Here is a 24,993-nt window from a genome sequence, read left to right as displayed (position 1 = left end):
CGCCTGCTTATAGATAGAAGAGGCGCAGGCCAAAGCCTGCGACAAGGGCCGCAGTTTGAACCTCGCTCCCCGCGCCTGACAACCCTAGGGGGTGTTCTCAATTAGTTTTCACACCGCGTTGTCGCCTTAAAGCCAGCCAGGCAAGGCGCAGGCCGCTGGGAATGGTTGTTCCCTTTCCAAGGCCTGCAACGCAGACTGGCCGGCTTTAAGGCACAACCCGGCGCGGTGTGAAAACTAATTGAGAACGCCCCCTAGGTTGTACGATCTGCAAAGGATTACAGACATGGATGAGTGTGCGCAGTGACAGGCGCCCCCAATCACAGGATAATGCCGCATCTTTTTTCGACGGCTCTGCGTTGCGGGCCGGTCGATGTGTTTGCTTGTTTGGCCGCCTTAGCCTGACAACCCTGGAGTGTCTGGTTTGATCGTCTTCCGTTATCTGTCCCGCGAAGTCCTGTTGACCCTCAGCGCCGTGAGTGCTGTGCTGCTGGTCATCATCATGAGCGGTCGCTTCATCAAATATCTGGCTCAGGCCGCTGCCGGCCAGCTCGATCCGGGCTCGTTGTTCCTGATCATGGGCTATCGCCTGCCGGGTTTCCTGCAGCTGATTCTGCCGCTGGGCCTGTTCCTCGGGATCCTGCTGGCCTACGGTCGCCTGTATCTGGAAAGCGAGATGACCGTGCTCTCGGCCACCGGCATGAGTCAGCAGAAGCTGTTTCGCATGACCCTGTTTCCGGCGACGCTGGTGGCGCTGGTGGTGGCGTGGCTGAGCCTGGGCCTGGCCCCGCAAGGCGCCAACCAGTTCCAGTTGCTGCTGAACAAGCAGGACGCGCTGACTGAGTTCGACACCCTCGAGCCGGGACGCTTCCAGGCCCTGCGTGACGGTACTCGGGTGACCTACACTGAAACCCTGAGCGACGATCGCGTCAATTTGGGCAGCGTATTCATCTCGCAGAAGAACCTCGGCGCCAATCAGAAGGACCGCGGGATTTCCGTGCTGGTGGCCGAAAGCGGTCGCCAGGAAGTGCGCCCCGACGGCAACCGCTATCTGATCCTCGATAACGGCTATCGCTACGACGGCAGCCCGGGTCAGGCCGATTACCGCACTATTCACTACGAAACCTACGGTGTGCTGCTGCCCAAGCCAGACGTCAGCGAAGAAGTCACCGACCGTGACGCCATGCCGACCTCGTCTCTGCTGGGCAGCGATGACATCCGCTCGAAAACCGAGCTGCAATGGCGTTTGTCCCTGCCGCTGCTGGTGTTTATCGTGACCCTGATGGCGGTGCCGCTGTCGCGAGTCAATCCGCGCCAAGGGCGTTTCCTCAAGCTGCTGCCGGCGATTCTTCTTTATATGGCTTACCTGACCATCCTGATTGCCGCACGCGGCGCCCTTGAAAAAGGCAAGATCCCGCCGGCCCTCGGCCTATGGTGGGTGCACGCGATCTTCCTGTTCATCGGTCTCGGCCTGCTCTATTGGGAGCCGCTGCGTCTGAAGATGGCCAGCCGTCGCGCTGCAGCGTTGGAGGTGGCCCGTGGTTAAACTCGATCGCTACATCGGCAGCAGCGTGTTCATGGCGATCATCGCCGTGCTGGCAATCATTCTCGGTCTGGCGACCTTGTTTGCCTTTATCGATGAGATGGGTGATGTCAGTGACACCTACACGCTGGTCGATGTTCTGAGCTTTGTATTGCTGACTGCGCCGCGCCGTCTCTATGAAATGCTGCCAATGGCCGCATTGATCGGCTGCCTGATCGGCCTCGGCAGTCTGGCCAGCAGCAGTGAGCTGACGGTCATGCGCGCCGCTGGCGTGTCCATCGGCCGTATTGTCTGGGCTGTAATGAAGCCAATGCTGGTGCTGATGCTGGCGGGCGTGCTGATCGGCGAATACGTCGCTCCGGCGACCGAAAGCATGGCCCAGGCCAACCGCTCGCTGGCGCAAGGCAGCGGCGACGCGCAAAGCGCCAAGCACGGTATGTGGCACCGTCAGGGTGAAGAGTTCATCCACATCAACGCCGTGCAACCGAACGGTTTGTTGTATGGCGTGACCCGCTATCACTTCGACAAGGAACGCCATCTACTGAGTTCAAGCTTCGCCAAGAAGGCCGAATTCGACGGCACCAAGTGGCAGCTCACCGACGTTGCCACCACGCTGTTCCATGAACGCAGCACCGAAGTCGTCAATACCCCGAGCGAGCAATGGGACGTGGCGTTGAGTCCGCAATTGCTCAGCACCGTGGTCATGGCCCCGGAATCGCTGTCGATCAGCGGTTTGTGGGGTTACATCCACTACCTGTCCGAGCAAGGCCTGAGCAACGGCCGTTACTGGCTGGCATTTTGGGTCAAGGTGTTGCAGCCGCTGGTGACCGCTGCACTGGTACTGATGGCGATCTCCTTTATCTTCGGCCCGCTACGCTCGGTGACCCTCGGACAGCGCGTGTTCACCGGCGTGCTAGTGGGCTTCACCTTCCGTATCGTCCAGGATTTGCTTGGCCCATCGAGCCTGGTGTTCGGCTTCTCGCCGCTGTTCGCGGTGCTGGTGCCGGCCGGTGTCTGTGCGCTGGCAGGCGTCTGGCTGTTGCGAAGAGCCGGTTGATGACAGGCGATTGATCTGTGCTTTAAACCTCGAAAACGCCTCGATCGACAGATCGGGGCGTTTTTGCATGCAATCCGGGTGACAGGCGAACGTGACGCTTGCGCCGTGTATCAGGTACAATTCCCGGCTATTTTTCGGCGGGCTATGCCTGCAGCCTTTTTGAGTGTTGATCCGTGAGTGATTTGAGTCATATCCGCAATTTCTCCATCATCGCCCACATTGACCATGGCAAGTCGACGCTGGCCGATCGCTTCATCCAGATGTGCGGCGGCCTGGCCGAGCGTGAAATGGAAGCCCAGGTACTGGATTCCATGGATCTGGAGCGTGAACGCGGGATCACCATCAAGGCCCACAGCGTTACCCTCTACTACACCGCCAAAGACGGCATCAAGTATCAGCTGAACTTCATTGACACCCCGGGCCACGTCGACTTCACCTATGAAGTCAGCCGTTCCCTGGCTGCCTGTGAAGGTGCGCTGCTGGTGGTCGACGCCGGTCAAGGCGTTGAAGCCCAGTCCGTGGCCAACTGCTACACCGCCATCGAGCAGGGCCTTGAGGTCATGCCGGTGCTGAACAAGATCGACCTGCCGCAGGCTGATCCTGATCGCGTCAAAGACGAAATCGAGAAGATCATCGGTATCGACGCCACCGACGCCGTCACCTGCAGCGCCAAGACCGGCCTGGGTGTCGACGAAGTGCTCGAACGTCTGGTGCACACCATTCCTGCGCCGACCGGCAACATCGAAGATCCGCTGCAAGCGTTGATCATCGACTCCTGGTTCGACAACTACCTGGGCGTTGTCTCCCTGGTGCGCGTGCGTCATGGCCGCGTGAAGAAGGGCGACAAGATCCTCGTCAAGTCCACTGGCAAGATCCATCTGGTCGACAGCGTGGGTGTGTTCAACCCGAAACACACCGCCACCACGGATCTGAAAGCCGGCGAAGTGGGCTTCATCATCGCCAGCATCAAGGACATTCACGGTGCACCGGTCGGTGACACCCTGACCCTGAGCTCCACCCCGGACGTTGAAGTGCTGCCCGGCTTCAAACGCATCCAGCCACAGGTTTACGCCGGTCTGTTCCCGGTCAGCTCCGACGACTTCGAAGATTTCCGCGAAGCGCTGCAGAAGCTGACCCTCAACGACTCGTCGCTGCAGTACACCCCGGAAAGCTCCGACGCACTGGGCTTCGGCTTCCGTTGCGGCTTCCTTGGCATGCTGCACATGGAAATCATCCAGGAGCGCCTCGAGCGCGAGTATGACCTGGACCTGATCACCACGGCACCGACGGTAATTTTCGAACTGGTGCTGAAAACCGGTGAAACGATTTACGTCGACAACCCATCCAAGCTTCCGGATGTGTCGTCGATCGAAGACATGCGCGAGCCGATCGTGCGCGCCAATATCCTCGTGCCGCAAGAGCACTTGGGTAACGTCATCACCCTGTGCATCGAGAAGCGTGGCGTTCAAGTCGACATGCTGTTCCTCGGCAATCAGGTGCAAGTCACTTACGACCTGCCGATGAACGAAGTGGTGCTGGACTTCTTCGACCGTCTCAAATCCACCAGTCGCGGCTATGCTTCGCTGGATTACCATTTCGACCGTTACCAATCGGCTAATCTGGTGAAGCTGGACGTGCTGATCAACGGCGACAAGGTCGATGCCCTCGCATTGATCGTGCATCGTGACAACTCGCACTACAAAGGTCGCCAGTTGACCGAGAAGATGAAAGAACTGATTCCTCGTCAGATGTTCGACGTAGCCATTCAGGCCGCCATCGGTGGTCAGATCGTTGCCCGGACAACCGTCAAGGCGCTCAGAAAGAACGTATTGGCCAAATGCTACGGTGGTGACGTCAGCCGTAAGAAGAAACTGCTCGAGAAGCAAAAGGCCGGTAAGAAACGCATGAAGCAGGTCGGCAACGTGGAAATTCCACAAGAAGCCTTCCTTGCCGTGCTCAGGTTGGATAGTTAGGTCCTATGTCACTAAATTTCCCGCTGTTGCTGGTCATCGCCGTGTTCGTCTGCGGCCTGTTGGCGTTGCTTGATCTGTTGATCCTGGCACCGCGTCGGCGTGCTGCCATTGCCTCTTATCAAGGCAGCGTCAGCCAGCCTGACGGGGTGGTCGTTGAAAAACTGAACAAAGAACCGCTGCTGGTTGAATACGGCAAGTCGTTCTTCCCGGTGTTGTTCATCGTGCTGGTGCTGCGTTCGTTCCTCGTGGAGCCGTTCCAGATCCCTTCGGGCTCCATGAAGCCAACCCTGGACGTCGGCGACTTCATTCTGGTGAACAAGTTTTCTTACGGGATCCGTCTGCCGGTGATCGACAAGAAAATCATCGAAGTCGGTGATCCGCAGCGCGGCGATGTGATGGTGTTCCGCTACCCGAGCGATCCGAACGTCAACTACATCAAACGTGTGGTCGGTCTGCCGGGTGACACGGTGCGTTACACCGCCGACAAGCGTCTGTTCGTCAATGGCGAGTCGATTGCCGAGCAGATGGTCGGCGCCGAGCCGGGCACACTGGGCAGCGCCGAACTGTACAAAGAGAAACTGGGCGCAGCCGAGCATCTGATCCGCAAGGAAATGAGCCGCTACCGCGCCACCCCGGATCGCTCGTGGACAGTGCCTGCCGGGCACTACTTCATGATGGGCGACAACCGCGACAATTCGAATGACAGTCGCTACTGGGATGATCCAAACATTCCCAAGGATCTGCTGGGCATGGTTCCCGACCAGAATATCGTCGGCAAGGCCTTCGCGGTCTGGATGAGCTGGCCGGAACCGAAACTCAGTCATCTGCCGAATTTCTCGCGGGTTGGCCTGATCAAGTAATCACACACGGCGCTGTTGACCACAGCGCCGAATGCATTTCTGGAGCCGGCACAATCGGCTTCGCAATCGCCAGGATTTAATTTTTGAACACAGCGTTAATTGTCCCAGGCCTGCGCCGCATCCCGGCGATGGCAGTGGAATCCAGCCACGAACTCAGCGTGGGTAAACCGTGAGCGTTTCTCTAAGCCGTCTCGAGCGCCAGCTCGGCTACACCTTCAAGGATCAGGAGCTGATGCTGCTGGCCCTGACGCACCGCAGTTTTGCCGGGCGCAACAACGAACGCCTGGAATTCCTTGGTGATGCCATCCTCAACTTCGTCGCTGGCGAGGCGCTGTTCGATCGCTTCCCGCTGGCCCGCGAAGGCCAGTTGTCGCGTTTACGCGCACGCCTGGTAAAAGGTGAGACGCTGGCCGTACTGGCGCGCGGTTTCGACCTTGGCGATTACCTGCGACTGGGCTCCGGCGAGTTGAAAAGCGGCGGTTTCCGTCGCGAATCGATTCTGGCCGACGCCCTCGAAGCGTTGATCGGTGCGATCTACCTCGATGCCGGCATGGACATGGCGCGTGAGCGCGTGCTGGCCTGGCTGGCTGGCGAGTTCGAAGGTCTGACACTGGTCGACACCAACAAGGATCCGAAAACCCGCCTGCAGGAACACCTGCAATCGCGCGGTTGCGATCTGCCACGCTATGAAGTGGTGGATATCCAGGGCGAGCCGCACTGCCGAACCTTCTTCGTCGAGTGCGAAGTTGTCTTACTGAATGAAAAAAGCCGAGGTCAGGGGGTGAGCCGTCGTATTGCCGAACAGGTAGCGGCCGCTGCAGCACTGATTGCCCTGGGCGTGGAGAATGGCAATGACTGATACAAACGCAACTCGCTGTGGCTATGTTGCCATCGTCGGCCGTCCCAACGTCGGTAAGTCGACGCTGCTCAACCACATCCTCGGCCAGAAGCTCGCGATCACCTCGCGCAAGCCGCAGACCACCCGCCACAACATGCTCGGGATCAAAACCGAAGGTGACGTGCAGGCGATCTACGTCGACACCCCCGGTATGCACAAGGGTGGCGAAAAGGCCCTGAACCGTTACATGAACAAAACCGCTTCGGCGGCGTTGAAAGACGTCGACGTCGTGATCTTCGTGGTCGATCGCACCAAGTGGACCGACGAAGACCAGATGGTTCTCGAGCGCGTGCAGTACGTGACCGGCCCGCTGATCGTCGCGCTGAACAAGACCGACCGCATCGAAGACAAAGCCGAGCTGATGCCGCACCTCAGCTGGTTGCAGGAACAACTGCCGAACGCGCAGATCATTCCGATTTCCGCGCAGCACGGGCACAACCTCGAAGCGCTGGAAAAGGTTATCGCTGATCATCTGCCGGAGAACGATCACTTCTTCCCGGAAGACCAGATCACTGACCGCAGCAGCCGTTTCCTCGCCGCTGAACTGGTGCGCGAGAAAATCATGCGCCAGATGGGCGCCGAGCTGCCGTACCAGATCACCGTCGAAATCGAAGAGTTCAAGCAGCAGGGCAAGACCCTGCACATCCACGCTTTGATCCTCGTTGAACGTGACGGCCAGAAGAAGATCATCATTGGCGACAAGGGCGAGCGCATCAAACGCATCGGCACCGAAGCGCGCAAGGATATGGAGCTGCTGTTCGACTCCAAGATCATGCTCAACCTGTGGGTGAAGGTGAAGGGCGGCTGGTCCGACGACGAGCGCGCGCTGCGTTCGCTGGGTTACGGCGACCTGTAATCAGCGTTCCAGAGAACACCGATACCCACTGTGGGAGCGAGCCTGCTCGCGAAGGGATGTAACATTCAGCATTGATGTTGACTGTCACTCCGCTTTCGCGAGCAGGCTCGCTCCCACAGTGGTTTTGGGTTGTGTGTAAATCTGCGTTTCTTCATCGAGAACTCAATGTCGCAAAACCCGCCTCCCGCCCAACCCGCCTACGTCCTGCACTCCCGCGCCTACCGCGAAACCAGCGCGTTGGTGGATTTCCTCACGCCGCAAGGGCGGCTGCGGGCGGTGTTGCGCAGTGCGCGGGGCAAGGCCGGGACATTGGCGCGGCCGTTCGTGTCGCTGGAAGTCGAATTCCGTGGCAAGGGTGAGCTGAAGAATGTTGGGCGCATGGAGAGTTCGGGCACTTCGGCGTGGCTCAACGGCGAGGCGCTGTTCAGCGGTCTCTATCTCAATGAATTGCTGATCCGTCTGCTGCCCGCTGAAGATCCTCATCCGGGCGTATTCGATCACTACGCTGCAACCTTGCTGGCACTGGCTGAAGGTCGTCCGCTGGAGCCGTTGCTACGTTCGTTCGAATGGCGACTGCTGGACGATCTCGGTTACGGTTTTTCCCTGAACACCGATATCCACGGCGAGCCCGTCGCGGCAGATGGTCTCTATCGCCTGCAAGTGGATGCGGGGCTGGAGCGAGTCTTCCTGCTGCAACCCGGCCTGTTCAACGGCGTTGAATTATTGGCCATGGCCGAAGCCGACTGGACCGCCCCCGGCGCGCTGTCCGCGGCCAAGCGCCTGATGCGTCAGGCATTGGCCGTTCACCTGGGCGGTCGCCCCCTCGTCAGTCGCGAACTGTTTCGCAAGCCCTGATCACCCCGTATGCTGTGCGCCGAATCTCTCAATTCAGGAGCGCATCCGTGACCACCAGCAATCGCATTCTTCTTGGCGTGAACATCGACCACGTCGCCACCCTGCGTCAGGCCCGTGGCACGCGCTACCCGGACCCGGTCAAGGCTGCACTGGACGCGGAAGAGGCGGGTGCCGATGGCATCACCGTGCACCTGCGTGAAGACCGTCGGCACATTCAGGAACGCGACGTTCTGCTGCTCAAGGACGTGCTGCAAACCCGCATGAACTTCGAAATGGGCGTCACCGAAGAAATGATGGCGTTCGCCGAACGCATCCGTCCTGCGCACATCTGTCTGGTCCCGGAAACCCGTCAGGAGCTGACCACTGAAGGCGGTCTGGATGTAGCGGGGCAGGAGGAACGCATCAAGGCAGCGGTCGAGCGTCTGTCGAAGATCGGCAGCGAAGTGTCGCTGTTCATCGATGCGGACGAGCGGCAGATTGCTGCGTCGAAGCGCGTCGGTGCGCCTGCGATTGAACTGCACACCGGGCGCTACGCCGATGCCGAAACCCCGACCGAAGTGGCTGAAGAACTGAAGCGTGTGGCGGACGGTGTGGCGTTTGGTCTGGCCCAAGGCCTGATCGTTAACGCGGGTCACGGTTTGCATTACCACAACGTTGAAGCCGTCGCGGCGATCAAGGGCATCAACGAACTGAACATCGGCCACGCGCTGGTGGCGCATGCGTTGTTCGTTGGCTTCAAGTCTGCGGTATCGGAAATGAAGGCGCTGATCCTGGCTGCTGCCAAGCACTAAAGGTCACCGCATAACAACTGTGGGAGCGAGCCTGCTCGCGAAAGCGTGGTATCAGTCAAAGATGATGTCGACTGACACGACGCCTTCGCGAGCAGGCTCGCTCCCACATTTATTTTTGGGGTGTTTTTTAGAGCGGGGCAGGTTCTTGAGTGGGCTTTGATTTGTCGATACCGGGCACATGTAGATTGCCCTCGGCCACTTGATCACCTTCAAGCTGCGGCTGGGTCACCCAGGTCAAAATGTCGTAGTAGCGACGAATGTTCGCCACAAAATGCACCGGCTCGCCGCCTCGGGCGTAGCCATAACGCGTCTTGCTGTACCACTGCTTCTGCGACAGGCGCGGCAGGATCTTCTTCACATCGAGCCATTTGTCCGGATTCAACCCTTCCTTGGCCGTCAGCTTGCGCGCGTCATCCAGATGGCCGCTGCCGACGTTGTACGCCGCCAGGGCAAACCAGGTGCGATCCGGTTCCTTGATCGAATCGTCGAGCTGATCCTTCATATAAGCCAGGTATTTCGCCCCGCCCATAATGCTTTGCTTCGGATCGAGGCGGTTGGAAACGCCCATTGCCTGTGCGGTGTTCTGGGTCAGCATCATCAACCCGCGCACGCCGGTTTTCGAGGTGACGGTCGGCTGCCACAGCGATTCCTGATAACCAATGGCCGCCAGCAGGCGCCAGTCGACTTTCTCTTTCTTCGCGTAGTTCTTGAAGTGCTGTTCGTATTTCGGCAGGCGCTGCTGCAGGTGCTGGGCGAAGGTCGTGGCGCCCATGTAACCGAGGACATCGACGTGGCCGTAGTAGCGATCCTTCAGGCGTTGCAGGGTGCCGTTCTTCTGCACCTTGTCCAGATACGCGTTGATCTCGTTGAGCAGGCTGTTGTCTTCGCCCGGGCCAACCGCCCAGCTCTGGCTGCGCGCATCGCCGAGGTCGAAGGCCACGCGAATATTGGTGAAGTACACCTGATTCATCGCCACTTCGTTGGAATCGACCAGAGTCAGGTCAATCTGACCTTCATCGACCATGCGCAGCAGGTCGACCACTTCAACTGCGTCGGACTCTTCGTATTCGATAGCGGGGAATTTCTTTTTCAGCTCCGCCAGTTGTTCGGCGTGAGTGCTGCCTTTAAGCACCATGATCTTCTTGCCGACCAGATCGCCGGGATCGGTCGGCCGCGACTGGCCATTGCGATAGATGATCTGCGGGGTGACTTCAAGGTAGGAGTGCGAGAACCGCACTTGCTGCTTGCGCTGTTCGCTGCTGACCAGACCGGCGGCGGCCAGCACCGGGCCGTTCGGCTTGCCGATCTGATCGAACAGGTCATCGAGGTTGTCGGCGGTCTCGATCTTCAGCTCGACACCCAAATCGTCGGCGAAGCGTTTCACCAGCTCGTATTCGAAGCCGGTTTCACCGCTGCGATCCTGAAAGTAGGTGGCGGGGCTGTTACGGGTAATCACCCGCAGCACACCATCCTCCTTTACGCGCTCGAGTGTGTTGGGTTTATCAACACAGCCACCGAGCATCAGGAAGAGTCCGGTTGCGATCAGCCATTTGGCGTACCGCGGACGCAAAGCCGTTGGGAAAAACATCTGCGCAGTATACGCAAACGGCCGCGGGCGCCATATCTCGACAGTGCAGGGCGAGTCTGCTAGCGATCACAAAACCGAGCTAAACCCCGCAGAAACGGGCCTTTACGGCTTTTTGTTACAGTAAAAATAAGCGGCCTCTGAATAGCTGATTTACCTGACTCTGAAGTCGGAAACACAGATTGATACCCGAGTGCAACCGTGCGTAGCGTTTCGGGTGATGTTGAGGGCGGTTTAGGCTAGAATGCACGGCCTCAAAGCACACCCCTTCCCGAGGCTGTCCCGAAGATGTTGATCCTGCGCGGCGCTCCTGCCCTTTCTGCCTTTCGCCACAGCAAACTCCTTGAGCAACTGAGCCAGAAGGTTCCAGCTGTCAGTGGCCTGTATGCTGAATTCGCTCACTTCGCCGAAGTCACCGGCGTCCTGACCGGCGACGAACAGCAGGTGCTAGCGCGCCTTCTGAAGTACGGTCCAAGCGTTCCGGTACAAGAGCCGACCGGTCGTCTGTTTCTGGTGTTGCCGCGTTTCGGCACCATCTCGCCATGGTCGAGCAAGGCCAGCGACATCGCCCGCAACTGCGGCCTGAGCAAGATCCAGCGTCTGGAGCGCGGTATCGCCTTCTACGTTGCCGGTCAGTTCAGCGAAGCCGAAGCCCAGCAGATTGCCGATGTGCTGCATGACCGCATGACCCAGATCGTGCTGGCCAACCTCGAACAGGCCGCCGGTCTGTTCAGCCACGCCGAGCCGAAGCCGCTGACCGCAATCGATATCCTCGGTGGTGGTCGCGCCGCGCTGGAAAAAGCCAACACCGAGCTGGGCCTGGCCCTGGCTGAAGACGAAATCGACTATCTGGTCGACGCCTTCAACGGCTTGAAGCGCAACCCGCACGACATCGAACTGATGATGTTCGCCCAGGCCAACTCCGAGCACTGCCGCCACAAGATCTTCAACGCCAGTTGGGATATTGATGGTGAGAACCAGGAAAAAAGCCTGTTCGGCATGATCAAGAACACCTACGTGATGCACAGCGAAGGCGTTCTGTCGGCTTATAAGGACAACGCCTCGGTGATCGTCGGCAACGTCGCCGGCCGTTTCTTCCCGAATCCTGAAACCCGCCAGTACGGCGCGGTGCAGGAGCCAGTGCACATCCTGATGAAGGTTGAAACCCACAACCACCCGACCGCGATCGCCCCGTTCCCGGGCGCATCGACCGGTTCCGGCGGCGAGATCCGTGACGAAGGTGCCACCGGCCGTGGCGCCAAGCCAAAGGCTGGTCTGACCGGTTTCACCGTATCGAACCTGCAGATCCCGGGCTTCGAACAGCCGTGGGAAGTGCCGTACGGCAAACCTGAGCGCATCGTCACCGCGCTGGACATCATGATCGAAGGCCCGCTCGGCGGCGCCGCGTTCAACAACGAATTCGGTCGTCCGGCGCTGACTGGCTACTTCCGTACCTTCGAACAATCGATCACCACCCCGCACGGTGACGAAGTTCGCGGTTACCACAAGCCGATCATGTTGGCTGGCGGCATGGGCAACATCCGCGAAGAACACGTCAAGAAAGGCGAGATCGTCGTTGGCTCCAAGCTGATCGTCCTCGGTGGCCCGGCGATGCTCATCGGTCTGGGCGGCGGCGCCGCTTCTTCGATGGCCACCGGCACCAGCTCGGCGGATCTCGACTTCGCTTCCGTACAGCGTGAAAACCCTGAAATGGAGCGTCGCTGCCAGGAAGTCATCGACCGTTGCTGGCAACTGGGTGACAAGAACCCGATCAGCTTCATCCACGACGTCGGCGCGGGCGGTCTGTCCAACGCCTTCCCGGAACTGGTCAACGACGGCGACCGCGGTGGCCGTTTCGAACTGCGCAACATTCCCAACGACGAGCCGGGCATGGCCCCGCACGAAATCTGGTCCAACGAATCCCAGGAACGTTACGTTCTGGCGGTCGGCCCGGAAGACTTCGAGCGCTTCCAGGCGATCTGCGAACGCGAGCGTTGCCCGTTTGCCGTTGTTGGTGAAGCCACTGCCGAGCCGCAACTGACCGTCACCGACAGCCACTTCGGCAACAACCCGGTGGACATGCCACTGGAAGTGTTGCTGGGCAAAGCCCCGCGCATGCACCGTTCGGTGGTTCGCGAAGCGGAACTGGGCGATGACTTCGATCCGTCGAACCTCGACATCAGCGAATCCATCGAGCGCGTTCTGCATCACCCGGCCGTGGCGAGCAAAAGCTTCCTGATCACCATCGGCGACCGCACCATCACCGGCCTCGTGGCCCGTGACCAAATGGTCGGCCCATGGCAGGTTCCGGTGGCCGACGTTGCCGTCACCGCCACCAGTTTTGACGTCTACACCGGTGAAGCGATGGCGATGGGCGAGCGTACTCCGCTGGCATTGCTGGACGCTCCGGCGTCGGGCCGCATGGCTATCGGCGAAACCCTGACCAACATCGCGGCTTCGCGCATCAACAGGATCTCCGACATCAAACTGTCGGCGAACTGGATGTCCGCTGCCGGCCACCCGGGCGAAGACGCGCGTCTGTACGACACCGTGAAAGCGGTCGGTATGGAACTGTGCCCTGAGCTGGGCATCACCATTCCGGTGGGCAAGGACTCGATGTCCATGGCCACCCGTTGGAGCGATAACGGCGAAGAAAAAACCGTGACCTCGCCGATGTCGCTGATCGTGACCGGTTTCGCGCCAGTGGCTGACATCCGTCAGACCCTGACCCCGGAACTGCGCATGGACAAGGGCACCACCGACCTGATCCTGATCGACCTCGGTCGCGGTCAGAACCGTATGGGTGCTTCGATCCTTGCTCAGACACACGGCAAGCTTGGCAAACACGCGCCGGACGTCGATGACGCCGAAGACCTGAAAGCCTTCTTCGCGGTGATCCAGGGCCTCAACGCCGACGGTCACCTGCTGGCTTACCACGACCGTTCCGACGGTGGTCTGCTGACCTCCGTGGTGGAAATGGCCTTTGCCGGCCACTGCGGTCTGAGCCTGAACCTCGACAGCGTTGCCGAGTCCTCGGCTGAAATCGCTGCGATTCTGTTCAACGAAGAACTGGGTGCAGTGATCCAGGTTCGTCAGGACGCCACGCCAGACATCCTCGCGCAATTCAGCGCCGCCGGTCTGGGCGACTGCGTGTCGGTGATCGGTCAGCCGATCAACAATGGTCAGATCAACATCACCTTCAACGGTGACACCGTGTTCGAAGGCCAGCGTCGTCTGTTGCAACGTACCTGGGCTGAAACCAGCTACCAGATCCAGCGTCTGCGCGACAACGCCGACTGCGCCGAACAAGAGTTCGACGTGCTGCTGGAAGAAGACAACCCGGGCCTGAGCGTCAAGCTCAGTTACGACGTCAACCAGGACATCGCCGCGCCTTACATCAAGAAAGGCATCCGCCCACAGGTTGCCGTGCTGCGTGAGCAGGGCGTCAACGGTCAGGTGGAAATGGCCGCAGCGTTCGACCGCGCCGGTTTCAACGCGATCGACGTGCACATGAGCGACATTCTCGCTGGCCGTGTCGACCTGAACGAGTTCAAAGGTCTGGTGGCCTGCGGTGGTTTCTCCTATGGCGACGTTCTCGGCGCCGGTGAGGGCTGGGCCAAGTCGGCGCTGTTCAACAGCCGCGCCCGCGATGCGTTCCAGGGCTTCTTCGAGCGTAACGACAGCTTCACCCTCGGCGTGTGCAACGGTTGCCAGATGATGTCCAACCTGCATGAGCTGATCCCGGGCAGCGAGTTCTGGCCGCACTTCGTGCGCAACCGCTCCGAGCAGTTCGAAGCGCGCGTGGCGATGGTGCAGATCCAGGAATCGAACTCGATCTTCCTGCAAGGCATGGCCGGTTCGCGTATGCCGATCGCCATCGCTCACGGTGAAGGTCACGCCGAGTTCTCCAGCGAAGAAGCACTGCTGGAAGCCGATCTGTCGGGTTGCGTGGCGATGCGCTTCGTCGACAACCATGGCAAGGTCACCGAGCGTTATCCGGCCAACCCGAACGGTTCGCCGCGCGGGATTACCGGTCTCACCAGCCGTGATGGCCGTGTGACGATCATGATGCCGCACCCGGAGCGTGTGTTCCGCGCGGTGCAGAACTCGTGGCGTTCGGAAGACTGGAACGAGGACGCACCTTGGATGCGTATGTTCCGTAATGCGCGTGTGTGGGTTAACTAAGGCCTGTGTACAAGCTCGCTTTTTTTGTTCCTGACAGTCATGTCGAGGTGGTCAAAGGGGCTGTGTTCGCTGCGGGTGGTGGGCGGATCGGTGACTATGACCACTGTGCTTGGCAGGTGCTTGGATCTGGTCAGTTTCGACCTTTGGACGGGAGTCAGCCGTTCATTGGTGAGACGGGGCAGGTTGAGCGGGTTGAGGAGTGGAAGGTTGAGCTTGTGGTGGCGGATGAGTTGATCGTTGCTGTTGTGGCGGCGTTGAAGCTCAGTCATCCGTACGAGACACCGGCTTATGAAGTGTGGCGGCTGGAAGATTTCTGATCTTTCTTGCTGCTGAAACAGGAAACCCGCAGATGAGTGATTGTCTGCGGGTTTTTTGTTGCCTGCGATTTGCTTTTCTGTAGGAGTGAGTCTGCTCGCGATGGCGCCCTGACAGGCGACCATGCTCTGGCTGACTGAGTGAATATCCGTTTCTTCGGGGGCTGCGGCTGGCGGTTCCGCCCTTACGGCGGGTCACCTTTTCCAAACGCCGAAAAGGTAACCGAAAAGGCTTGCCCCAACGTTCGGCCCACTCGCTAAAGCTCGGGGTTCCTTCGCTCCGGGATCTATCCGGGCGCATCGCCTACGGTTTGCTTCGCTGCACCTCCTCTCGATGCATTTGGCTGCGCCAAACGGTCGCTGCGCTCCCACCCCCGGATAAATCCCTCCACTCAGCCTGCCGACGGGGCCGGTGGATCAAGATCAAGAGCTGCAGCCGAGCTAACGCTCATCCTGTTGAGTGGTGAAGAGCACGGGGTGTTCGGCTTTTGATTTGTGTTGGAGCTGCCCCTCACCCCAGCCCTCTCCCGAGGGAGAGGGAGCCGATTTGTGGGCTTTTCAGGATCTGAATTCGACTCGGTATTTCACGTCGGCGAACATCCACCCCCCCCCCGGTCAGTCCCCTCTCCCTCTGGGAGAGGGCTAGGGTGAGGGTTTGCTTTTGGCTGTTTAATGATGTGTCGAATAGCCAGAACCTTCCCACAAGGTTTTCAGGTTGTCCGTCGGACGTGCGGTCTCTAGTCTTTGGCTGTCACCGCGAATCGGTGATCGGGTGTGAGAACCCGGTAAGAGGTTTTAATCAAACGTCAGTAGCACCATAATCGCCGCCAGCTCATTTGCTGCTGGTGATGTTCTATGGCGGCTGTGTGCGGGCGGACTTCGGTTCGGCCGGGTTGATCTCTTACCGGTTTCTCACTCCGCACATAGCTGCCACCTCTTCGTCGCGTGAGAAACGACCAGTGATGGCTCAATCATTGATTAGAGATCATTGCAATGACTAAGCCCGTACCCGATCCACCCGAAACCAAAACCCCACTCGAAGAAGCCCTCCGCGCCGAAGACCAGGCCCGAAACCGCGAAGCCATCAAGCGCGCGCTCGACTTCTACCTGTGCCCCGAACCCGCAAAGCCACGCCGGCCTAGCACCATGTTCATGGTCTGTCCGCAGGTCGACACTGAAAGCCTGCTCGCCCACGCTTGCGAGTCCTTAGCCTCTGCAAGTACCGCGGCCGGCAACTTCGCCAATGAGCTAAACGGTTCTCAGCGCAGCACCGTATTAGGTATCCAGCAAATCGTCATGCTCGCCGAACTGGCGGTAAATCGCGCATTGGATCGGGTAGACCCGCAAACCTGATCCATACGGGTACATCGCAAACAGGCTGGCCCCATTGGGATAGGGGCGAGCCTGCTCAAGCGCATGACTTTGGAGATTGACGTTCGCGGCTCAACTCAGTGGCAGAGGTGGTATTGACCGCTCATCGGAAACAGCCCTTGACCTGTAATTTCTGACAGTGGTGCGATACCTCCAACTCCTGTCAGATAAGCCTTCCATCCAAAACGGGTAAGAAGGAACTTGGCTATGTCTACTGAAAAAAATGTTGTGCCAGTCATCACCACTGTGAAAGACGAAAAGGGCGTAGAGATTCCCAACGGTGGCGCCACCTCGGCAACTTCTGTGCACTTGAGCGGGTTTGCAGCTGCTGGAGAAAACGTTGAAATCCTGGATGCTGGTGTTCCGAAGGGGCAAGTCGTCGCCAGTGGTGCAGGAGGCTGGACTCTGCTCCTGACAGGGCTGGCGCTGGGTGCTCATTCGATTACGGCCAAAGCAAACGCTGGTATTTCACCAACTCGTAATTTTACCGTTGTTGCAGCGAAGTGACCCGATAAAAAAGCCGCAGGGCTTGATAGCCCGGCGGCTTTTCATGGGTCAGTAAGACTGTTGGGTTTTTACTGAGGGTAAAGCTTTCGCACTTACCTCAGTGCGATTGAGCAGAACCTCAAGTGCTTCACTCAAACTCGCCGCCTTATCCCCCACCAGCAAATGCCAGACCCCACCGTCCAACTGGCTGACACCGTGACAACCCAGCTCTTTCAATTGCGCCTCAGACAACGCCTTACCATCCGCCAATTGCAGGCGAATCCGCGTCATCGCAATGCAATCCAGTTGCAGCACATTGTCGCCGCCGCCCAACGCGTTCAGCCATTGCTGTGCCTCGGAACCGGCAACGGCAACAACTTTCGGCTCAACAGCAACAACAGCGGTTTCAACCAGAACCGCACGCCCCAGTGAAGGCATGGCGAGGCGAATCTCATCCGCAATACTGTCCGCCATCGGCCCGACAACCACCTGCAAACTTCCACCCTTGCCCGGACGCACAACCGCCATCGCACCCAACGCTTTCAAATCAGCATCGGACGCCTTGTTGCGATCGACCATTTCCAAGCGCAACCGCGTAGTGCAGGCGCCGACCGTCAGTAGATTTTCAGCGCCACCCAATGCCTTGATGTAAGCACCGGCGCGTTCGTTCTCAGTCAGTACGGCTTTTTCACTGACCGCTACATCCTCGCGCCCCGGCGTCTTCAGATTGAAGCGACGAATACAGAAATCAAACACCGCGTAATACACCACGGCATAGGCCAGCCCGACTGGAATCACCAGCCAGCCATTGGTGGAACGACCCCAACCCAGCACCATGTCGATGAAACCGCCGGAGAAGGTGAAGCCGAGGTGGATGTTCAACGCATTGGTAATCGCCATCGACAACCCGGTCAGCAGCGCATGCAGCAGATACAACTGAGGCGCCAAAAACATGAAGGCAAATTCGATTGGCTCAGTCACCCCGGTCAAGAACGACGTCAATGCCATCGACAGGAAAATCCCGCCCATCACCTTGCGGCGTTCCGGCAGGGCATTGCGGTACATCGCCAGACACGCCGCCGGCAAGCCGAAGATCATCATCGGGAACATGCCGGTCATGAACTGGCCGCCCTTCGGATCGCCGGCGAAGTAGCGCGACAGGTCGCCGGTTACCAGCGCACCGGTGGTTGGGTCGGTGAAGTTGCCGAACACAAACCACGCCATGTTGTTGAGGATGTGGTGCAGGCCGGTGACGATCAACAGGCGGTTGAACACACCAAACACGAACGCGCCGATACTGCCGCTTTCCATCATCAGCGCACCAAACGCGTTGATGCCGTGCTGGATCGGCGGCCAGATATAACCGAACACGACACCGAGGCCGACCGCCGCGAACCCGGTGACAATCGGCACAAACCGCCGGCCACCGAAGAACGCCAGGTATTCCGGCAGCTTGATGTCCTTGAAGCGGTTGTACAGCGCGCCGGCCATCAGGCCGCTGACAATGCCGGCGAGCATGCCCATGTTGATGCTCGCGTCGAGCACCTTCAGCGTGGAGATCATCACCAGATAACCGATCACCCCGGCGAGGCCGGCGGTGCCGTTGTTGTCCTTGGCGAAACCGACGGCGATGCCGATGGCGAAGATCATTGCCAGGTTGGCGAAGATCACCTGGCCGGCATCGTGAATGATCGCGATGTTCAGCAGGTCGGTGTCACCCAGGCGCAGCAGCAGACCGGCAATCGGCAGGATCGCGATCGGCAGCATCAGCGCGCGGCCAAGGCGTTGCAGGCCTTCGATAAAGAGTTGATACATGGCGGTTCTCCTTCTTGTTGTTATTAGCGCAGAGGCCAGTGTTGATGGCAGGCGTGACGTACGGCGGCGGCGCTGCTCAGCTTGAGCAGGTCGCGGCTGAGGCGCTGGCACTCGGCTTCGTGCACCTGGCGCACGCGATCCTTGATTTCACCGATCTGCACCGGGCTGACCGACAGTTCGGTAACGCCCAAGCCGATCAACACGGGTGTGGCCAGCGGATCAGAGGCGAGGGCACCGCAGACGCCGACCCAACGCTTGTGCACCGCTGCACCTTCGCAGGTCATGGCGATCAGGCGCAGTAGCGCCGGGTGCAGGGCGTCGACGCGGGCGGCCAGACCTGAGTGATCGCGGTCCATGGCCAAGGTGTATTGCGACAGATCGTTGGTGCCGATCGAGAGGAAGTCGGCATGTTCGGCGAGTTGTTCGGCTTGCAGCGCGGCGGCGGGGACTTCGATCATCACGCCGATTTCCGGGCGCTGAGTCACACCCAGTTCGATGCACAACGCATCGACGCGTTGGCGGATGTGCAGCAGCTCATCCACTTCGGTGACCATCGGCAGCAGGATCCGGCAGCGGCGCAGCGGGCTGACTTGCAGCAGCGCGCGCAGTTGCAGGTCGAGGATTTCCGGACGCGCCTGAGCCAGGCGAATGCCGCGCAGGCCGAGCACCGGGTTGGCTTCGATAGGCAGCGGCAGGTAGTCGAGTTGTTTGTCGCCGCCGACGTCGATGGTGCGGATGATCACTGACTTGTTGCCCATCGCATCGATCACGGCTTGATAGGCGCTGCGTTGCTCTTCGACGTCCGGAGCGGTCTGACGATCAACGAATAAAAACTCGGTGCGCAGCAGGCCGACACCATCGGCACCGTTGGCAAAGGCATCTGCCGCTTCACCGCTGGAAGCGACATTGGCGACGACTTCGATGTGCACGCCATTTCGCGTTTCGGCTGGCAGGTGAGCTTTGGCCTGCTGCGCGTCGCGACGTTGCTGGCGATCAATTTGCATCTGTTGAACTTCAGCCAGACGATCGGCATTCGGTGTCAGTTCGAGACGTCCACCGTCAGCATCGAGCACCACCGAATGACCTTGCGGCTGATCAAGCAATGCCGAACCCAGCGCCACCATGCACGGCAGTCCTTTGCCGCGAGCGAGAATCGCCACGTGTGAAGTCGCGCCACCCGCGGCCATGCACAACCCGGCGACACCTTGCGCGCTGAGTTGCAGCAGATCCGACGGCGTCAATTCATGTGCAGCAACGATGGCACCGGCGGGTACATCGTAATTCCACGCTTCGCCGAGCAACGCGCGCAGCACGCGTTGCTTGAGGTCGCGCAGATCATTGGCGCGCTCGGCCAGCAGCGGGCTGCCGGTGTGTTGCAATACTTCGCATTGCACATTGATCGACTGGCTCCAGGCGTGAGTCGCCGCAGAACCTCGCTCGATGGATTGCTGTGCAGCGTCGAGCAGCGCCGGGTCTTCGAGCAGTGCCAGATGCGCGGCAAAGATCGCTTCTTCATCGGCATTCTTGTGTTTTTTCGCTTGAACAAGGGTGCCGTCGATTTCATTGCGTACCTGAGTCAGTGCAGCGTCGAGCACCTGCTGTTGCTGCAGCGGATCATGATTGCCCGCATCCGTTGGCAAACTGATCGCGTTCAAACGAAACAGCGGCCCGCCGACCAGTCCTGGCGCAGCGCAGACACCGTGTAATACGCCAGCTTCGGCCGGGCGTTTAATAGCGGCAACATTGACCGGCGGCGCAGCGTGATGATCATCCGGGAGCGCCGTGGCCAATGCTGTGAGCAATGCTTGCAACGCCGCTTCGGCATCCGGCCCCTGACAGCTGACCTGCACTTCATCCTGCTCGCCAACCGCCAGGCCCATCAGACCGATCAGACTGTTGCACGGCGCCGATTTGCCGGCGAAGTGCAGCTGTGACTGGCTCTTGAAACCTTGCGCAGTCTGCCGAATCAACGCGGCCGGGCGTGCATGCAAACCACCGCGATGCGCCACCAGAACATGGCCATGAACCTCTGGCCCGCTCACGTCTGCAAAATTCGCCGCCGAGCTGTTGCGCGCCACAATATGCAGTAACGGCTCACCAACTTTCACCGCTTTGAGCGTGATCGGCCGTACCTGGAAATCCTGGCTGTTGGTCAGGATCAACAAGCTGACGAGGCTTTTGCACTGTTGGCCGACCTTGTCGAGGTCATAGCGCAACAACGGCTGGCCCTTGCTGACACGCGTGCCATCCTTGACCAGCATCGAGAAGCCTTCGCCGTTCAACTCAACGGTGTCGAGCCCCAGGTGCAGGAGGATTTCCGCGCCGTTGTCGGCACGCACAGTGAGTGCATGGCCGGTGCGCGCGACGTGAATGATCACCCCGGCGCACGGCGAGTACAGGGTGTCGTTGATCGGGTCGATGGCAATGCCGTCGCCCATCGCGCCGCTGGCGAACACCGCGTCCGGGACTTTGGCGAGCGTGAGCACCGGGCCGCTGAGCGGGGCGCTGAGGGTCAGCTCTTTATTGTTGTTGTGCATGGCTCGGTCTCATCGGTTAAATCTCGGGTTCGATGTCCCCTGTAGGCGCTGCCGAAGGCTGCGATCTTTTGATCTTGTTTTTTGGATCAAAATCAAAAGATCGCAGCCTTCGGCAGCTCCTACAGGTTTGCTTCAATTAGTGCGTGCGGGTCACTTTGCTCAAGTGGCGCGGCTGATCCGGGTCCATGCCGCGGGCCACGGCCAAACCGGCGGCCATCACGTAGAAGCTCTGGATCGCCAGAATCGGATCGAGGACCGGATGTTCGGCGCGGGTCAGGGTCAGATCGCGTTCGCTGACGTCATCCGGCGCGGCCAACAACACACGGGCGCCGCGTTGACGCATTTCTGCCGCGAGACTCAGAAGGCCAGCCTGCTCTGCGCCGCGTGGGGCGAAAACCAGCAACGGATAATGTTCATCGATCAGGGCCATCGGGCCGTGACGCACTTCGGCGCTGCTGAACGCTTCGGCCTGAATCGCCGAGGTTTCCTTGAATTTCAGCGCCGCCTCTTGAGCGATGGCGAAACCGGCACCACGACCAATGACCATCAAGCGCTCGCAATCGCGCAGGGCTTCAATGGCCACGCTCCAGTCCTGTTTCGCCGCTTCGCGCAGGCCTTCGGGCAGGGCGTTACCGGCCTCAAGCAATTCGCTGTCCTCTTTCCAGTGCGCGATCAAACGAGCGCTGGCGCTGAGGGTGGCGATAAAACTCTTGGTCGCGGCGACGCTGCTTTCAGTGCCGGCGAGCAGCGGCACGCTGAATTCACACGCCGCTTCCAGTGGCGAATCGGCGGCGTTGACCATCGACACGCTCAGCGCGCCACGCTTGCGCAACAGGCGCAGGCTGTTGACCAGATCCGGGCTCTGCCCCGATTGCGAAAACGCGAACGCAACCTGACCGCTGACCTTCAATGGAGCCTGCTGCATGGTCACCACCGACATCGGCAACGACGCCACCGGCACGCCCAGTTGCTGCATGGTCAGGTAGGCGAAGTAGCTCGCCGCGTGGTCGGAGCTGCCGCGCGCGACGGTCATCGCCACTTGCGGCGGCTGACGGCGCAGGCGCCCGGCGATCTCGATCATTTGCGGGTCGAGATGTTGCAGTTGGGCTTGCACAGCCTCGAACGAGGACAGCGCCTCCTCAAGCATTTTTGAAGTCAATGTCTTCTCCTTCGACCATGACGGCGGTCAGTGTGAGTGAGCGATCCAGCCGCACGCAGTCGGCCCAGGCACCCGGTTGCAAGCGCCCGCGTTCGGTGATGCCGAGGTAATCGGCGGGGAATTGCGACAGGCGCTGCGAGGCTTCGGCGATCGGCAAACCGATCTTCACCAGATTGCGCAGGGCCTGATCCATGGTCAGAGTGCTGCCGGCCAAGGTGCCGTCGGGCAGGCGCACGCCGCCCAGGCATTTGGTCACGGTGTGGCTGCCGAGCTTGTATTCACCGTCGGGCATGCCGGCGGCAGCGGTCGAATCGGTCACGCAATACAGGCACGGGATCGAGCGCAGGGCCACGCGGATGGCGCCGGGGTGCACGTGCAGCAAATCCGGAATCAGCTCGGCGAATTGGGCGTGGGCCAGCGCAGCGCCGACGATGCCCGGTTCGCGGTGATGCAGCGGGCTCATGGCGTTGTAAAGGTGAGTGAAACTGGTCGCGCCGGCATCCAGTGCGGCGACGCCTTCCTCGTAACTGCCAAGGGTGTGGCCGATCTGCATGCGCACGCCACGGCTGCTCAGTTCGCGGATCAAACCGTCGTGGCCGGCGATTTCCGGGGCGATGGTGATCACCCGGATCGGCGCCAGTGCCAGGTATTCTTCGACTTCGGCCATCAACGCAGTGTGGGCGAAGTTCGGTTGGGCACCGAGTTTGCCGGGGTTGATGTATGGGCCTTCGAGGTGGACGCCGAGGACGCGCGCGGCACCTTTCGTACGCTGTTCGCAGAACTCTCCTACTTCCTTCAGGACGCTGGAGATCTCAGCGCTCGGCGCGGTCATGGTGGTGGCCAGCAGCGAAGTGGTACCGAAACGCACGTGGGTTCTGGTGATGGTTTCGAAAGCGCTGGCGCCTTCCATGATGTCTTTGCCGCCACCACCGTGGACGTGCAAATCGATGAAGCCGGGCAGCAGATACGGCAAATCATTGCTCGCCGGATCGCAGGGCACGCCTTCGATCGACACGACTTTGCCGTGTTCGTGGATCAGCCGGCCGCGAATCCAGCCGCTGGCGGTGAGGATGTTGTCTTCGGACATTTTGGTTCTCGCTTGTGGCTGCGCTTATCGACGCAGCTCTTTATCGACGAAGCTCTGCAACAAAGTCGTAGTAGTCGTTGCGGCAATAGGTGTCGGTGACTTCGATCGGTGTGTTGTCTTCCAGATAACCGACCCGGGTCATCAGCAGCATCGCGGTGCCGGGGGCGATGCCGACCAGCGCGGCGAACTCGTCAGAGGCGTTGATCGCCTGGATGTGCTGCAGGGCGCGGACGATCGGCTTGCCGATGCCGTCGAGGTATTCGTAGAGGGAATCGCCGACCCGTTGCGGCTTGGGCATGATCGAGGCGGGCAGCGTGCTCATCTCGATGGCCATCACCGTGTCATCGGCTTTGCGCAGCCGCTTCATGCGCGCGACCTTGTCGTTCGGCGACAGGCTGAGGCGGATCAGTTCTTCGTGAGTTGGTAGGGTGATTTCACGTTCCAGCCAGTGTGAGCTGGGTACGAAGCCCTTGAGGCGGAGCATTTCGCTGAAGCCCGAAAGGCGCGACAGCGGTTGTTCGAGGCGTGGGGTGATGAAGGTGCCGGAGCCTTGCAAGCGGCGGATCAAGCCTTGATCGAGGAGGACTTCCAGCGCCTTGCGCGCAGTCACCCGGGAGATGCCCAGTTGCTCGCTGAGGTTGCGTTCCGAGGGCATCGCCTGCTCGGACTTCCACTGCCCGGCATGAATCGCCGCTTCCAGATTGCGCGCCAGCTGCAGGTACAGCGGCGTCGGCTGGGAGTCGTCCGGGCGTAGGGTATGGAGGTCGTTCATGTAGGGCATTTCCGTCGCGAGTATAGGATTGTTGTGGCTCGCTTGTGGGGCGGAAATTAATACCACTTGAATACCATGTCAGCGCGCGAAAATGGGCTTTGGCCCAGTAGGATGGCGGGTTTCAGGGGGTATGGTTTCAAGTGGTATTAGTGGTGGCCTGTAAAAAACAAAAGATCGCAGCCTGCGGCAGCGCCTACAGTTGAGAGTGGTATCACCTCTGTAGGAGCGGCCGCAGGCTGCGATCTTTTGATTTATTTTTTTGCGGGTGACCAGCGGTCGCTGGTTAAGGGCGGATTTCGACCATCGTGCCGTCTGGCACCAGATTCCACACTTCGCGCATGTCGACGTTACGCATGGCGACGCAGCCGTCAGTCCAGTCCAGGGTGTGGAACAGGTCTTCCGGGGTTTCTTCCGAATCCGGCGTGCCGTGGATCATGATCATCCCGCCGGGCTCGACGCCTTCACGTCGGGCGCGGGCCGAATCGCTGATGTTCGGGTAGGAGATGTGCATCGACAGATTGAATTTGTCGCTGGTCTTGCGCCAGTCGATCCAATAGAAACCTTCCGGCGTGCGTTTGTCGCCTTCTATCAGTTTCGGACCTTTTTTCGCGCCTTTGCCCAGGGAAATGCGATAGGTCTTCAGTGGCTTGCCGTCGGCGATCAGTTGCAGTTGATGCGCCGATTTGAGTACCAGGACTTTCTCGATGAGCGGGGTATTCGCAGGCGTCACGGTGGTCACGAATGACGCTTGGGAGACGGTAACGAACGACAGGCAGAACAGGGCAAGCAACCAGCGCATTGAAACGATTCCCCAGGAATGAAGCAGATACATGATTTATAGGTGTTGTGCAG

At 59.8% G+C, this 24,993-nt stretch carries 19 protein-coding genes; 12 read left to right on the top strand and 7 right to left on the bottom strand.

The features are described from left to right. The first annotated feature begins 421 nt into the window (after positions 1 to 421). From lptF to pdxJ, 8 genes are all read left to right on the top strand, one after another. Positions 422 to 1,543 (top strand): LPS export ABC transporter permease LptF, encoded by a 1,122-nt coding sequence (lptF, locus tag KBP52_RS13255; protein WP_212622916.1) that lies wholly within the window; start codon positions 422 to 424, stop codon positions 1,541 to 1,543. Continuing rightward, a complete protein-coding gene (gene lptG, locus KBP52_RS13250) occupies positions 1,536 to 2,597 on the top strand; it encodes an LPS export ABC transporter permease LptG (protein WP_034154799.1) in 1,062 nt (353 codons plus the stop codon). Before lptF ends, lptG begins: the two co-directional genes overlap by 8 nt. 173 nt (positions 2,598 to 2,770) lie before the next feature. Next, positions 2,771 to 4,570, top strand: coding sequence for a translation elongation factor 4 (lepA, locus tag KBP52_RS13245; protein WP_034154800.1), 1,800 nt, complete (start codon positions 2,771 to 2,773; stop codon positions 4,568 to 4,570). Positions 4,571 to 4,575: 5 nt separating this feature from the next. Continuing rightward, complete coding sequence (gene lepB, locus KBP52_RS13240) at positions 4,576 to 5,430, top strand: signal peptidase I (protein ID WP_007909027.1); 855 nt, start codon at positions 4,576 to 4,578, stop codon at positions 5,428 to 5,430. A 169-nt stretch (positions 5,431 to 5,599) separates the two neighbouring features. Further along, positions 5,600 to 6,289: a ribonuclease III gene (gene rnc, locus KBP52_RS13235; RefSeq protein ID WP_016986099.1), complete on the top strand. Its 690-nt coding sequence runs from the start codon at positions 5,600 to 5,602 to the stop codon at positions 6,287 to 6,289. Next, a complete protein-coding gene (era, locus tag KBP52_RS13230; protein WP_016771562.1) occupies positions 6,282 to 7,184 on the top strand; it encodes a GTPase Era in 903 nt (300 codons plus the stop codon). The genes rnc and era overlap by 8 nt, the downstream gene beginning before the upstream one ends. A gap of 165 nt (positions 7,185 to 7,349) precedes the next feature. Then, positions 7,350 to 8,039, top strand: a complete 690-nt coding sequence (recO, locus tag KBP52_RS13225) for a DNA repair protein RecO (protein WP_116028683.1) — start codon at positions 7,350 to 7,352, stop codon at positions 8,037 to 8,039. 47 nt (positions 8,040 to 8,086) lie between these two features. Beyond that, entirely contained in the window at positions 8,087 to 8,830 is a 744-nt protein-coding gene (gene pdxJ / locus KBP52_RS13220; protein WP_038357694.1) for a pyridoxine 5'-phosphate synthase, read from the top strand. A gap of 127 nt (positions 8,831 to 8,957) precedes the next feature. On the opposite strand, the gene mltF is transcribed toward pdxJ, so the two are convergent. After that, on the bottom strand, positions 8,958 to 10,418 hold the full coding sequence (mltF, locus tag KBP52_RS13215; RefSeq protein ID WP_212622915.1) for a membrane-bound lytic murein transglycosylase MltF: 1,461 nt from the start codon (positions 10,416 to 10,418) through the stop codon (positions 8,958 to 8,960). Positions 10,419 to 10,703: 285 nt separating this feature from the next. Here mltF and purL point away from each other — a divergent pair, with 285 nt between their 5' ends. The 4 genes from purL (at position 10,704) to KBP52_RS13195 (ending at position 16,792) form a co-directional block, all read left to right on the top strand. After that, the gene (gene purL, locus KBP52_RS13210) at positions 10,704 to 14,600 is read left to right on the top strand and encodes a phosphoribosylformylglycinamidine synthase (protein ID WP_212622914.1); all 3,897 of its coding nucleotides are present in this window, start codon (positions 10,704 to 10,706) and stop codon (positions 14,598 to 14,600) included. 5 nt (positions 14,601 to 14,605) lie between these two features. Continuing rightward, the gene (locus tag KBP52_RS13205; protein ID WP_116028684.1) at positions 14,606 to 14,917 is read left to right on the top strand and encodes a YqfO family protein; all 312 of its coding nucleotides are present in this window, start codon (positions 14,606 to 14,608) and stop codon (positions 14,915 to 14,917) included. Positions 14,918 to 15,907: 990 nt separating this feature from the next. Then, positions 15,908 to 16,267, top strand: a complete 360-nt coding sequence (locus tag KBP52_RS13200) for a DUF6124 family protein (RefSeq protein ID WP_175555268.1) — start codon at positions 15,908 to 15,910, stop codon at positions 16,265 to 16,267. 225 nt (positions 16,268 to 16,492) lie between these two features. Continuing rightward, positions 16,493 to 16,792, top strand: coding sequence for a hypothetical protein (locus KBP52_RS13195; protein ID WP_212622913.1), 300 nt, complete (start codon positions 16,493 to 16,495; stop codon positions 16,790 to 16,792). A gap of 48 nt (positions 16,793 to 16,840) precedes the next feature. On the opposite strand, the gene nagE is transcribed toward KBP52_RS13195, so the two are convergent. The 6 genes from nagE to KBP52_RS13165 form a co-directional block, all read right to left on the bottom strand. Then, the gene (gene nagE / locus KBP52_RS13190) at positions 16,841 to 18,586 is read right to left on the bottom strand and encodes an N-acetylglucosamine-specific PTS transporter subunit IIBC (RefSeq protein ID WP_212622912.1); all 1,746 of its coding nucleotides are present in this window, start codon (positions 18,584 to 18,586) and stop codon (positions 16,841 to 16,843) included. Between the two features lie 23 nt (positions 18,587 to 18,609). Then, entirely contained in the window at positions 18,610 to 21,123 is a 2,514-nt protein-coding gene (gene ptsP, locus KBP52_RS13185; protein ID WP_212622911.1) for a phosphoenolpyruvate--protein phosphotransferase, read from the bottom strand. Positions 21,124 to 21,259: 136 nt separating this feature from the next. Further along, positions 21,260 to 22,282, bottom strand: coding sequence for an SIS domain-containing protein (locus KBP52_RS13180; RefSeq protein WP_212622910.1), 1,023 nt, complete (start codon positions 22,280 to 22,282; stop codon positions 21,260 to 21,262). Then, the gene (gene nagA, locus KBP52_RS13175) at positions 22,263 to 23,369 is read right to left on the bottom strand and encodes an N-acetylglucosamine-6-phosphate deacetylase (RefSeq protein WP_212622909.1); all 1,107 of its coding nucleotides are present in this window, start codon (positions 23,367 to 23,369) and stop codon (positions 22,263 to 22,265) included. Before nagA ends, KBP52_RS13180 begins: the two co-directional genes overlap by 20 nt. Before the next feature lie 40 nt (positions 23,370 to 23,409). Beyond that, positions 23,410 to 24,141: a GntR family transcriptional regulator gene (locus tag KBP52_RS13170; RefSeq protein WP_077571250.1), complete on the bottom strand. Its 732-nt coding sequence runs from the start codon at positions 24,139 to 24,141 to the stop codon at positions 23,410 to 23,412. A 283-nt stretch (positions 24,142 to 24,424) separates the two neighbouring features. Beyond that, positions 24,425 to 24,940, bottom strand: a complete 516-nt coding sequence (locus tag KBP52_RS13165) for a L,D-transpeptidase family protein (protein ID WP_077571251.1) — start codon at positions 24,938 to 24,940, stop codon at positions 24,425 to 24,427. Positions 24,941 to 24,993: the final 53 nt, after the last annotated feature.

Origin of the sequence: Pseudomonas sp. SCA2728.1_7, from assembly GCF_018138145.1 — a bacterium.
Taxonomy (GTDB): domain Bacteria; phylum Pseudomonadota; class Gammaproteobacteria; order Pseudomonadales; family Pseudomonadaceae; genus Aquipseudomonas; species Aquipseudomonas koreensis_A.
The sequence above is the reverse complement of the archived record's forward strand: the minus strand, read 5'-3'. Positions and strand labels throughout refer to the sequence as shown.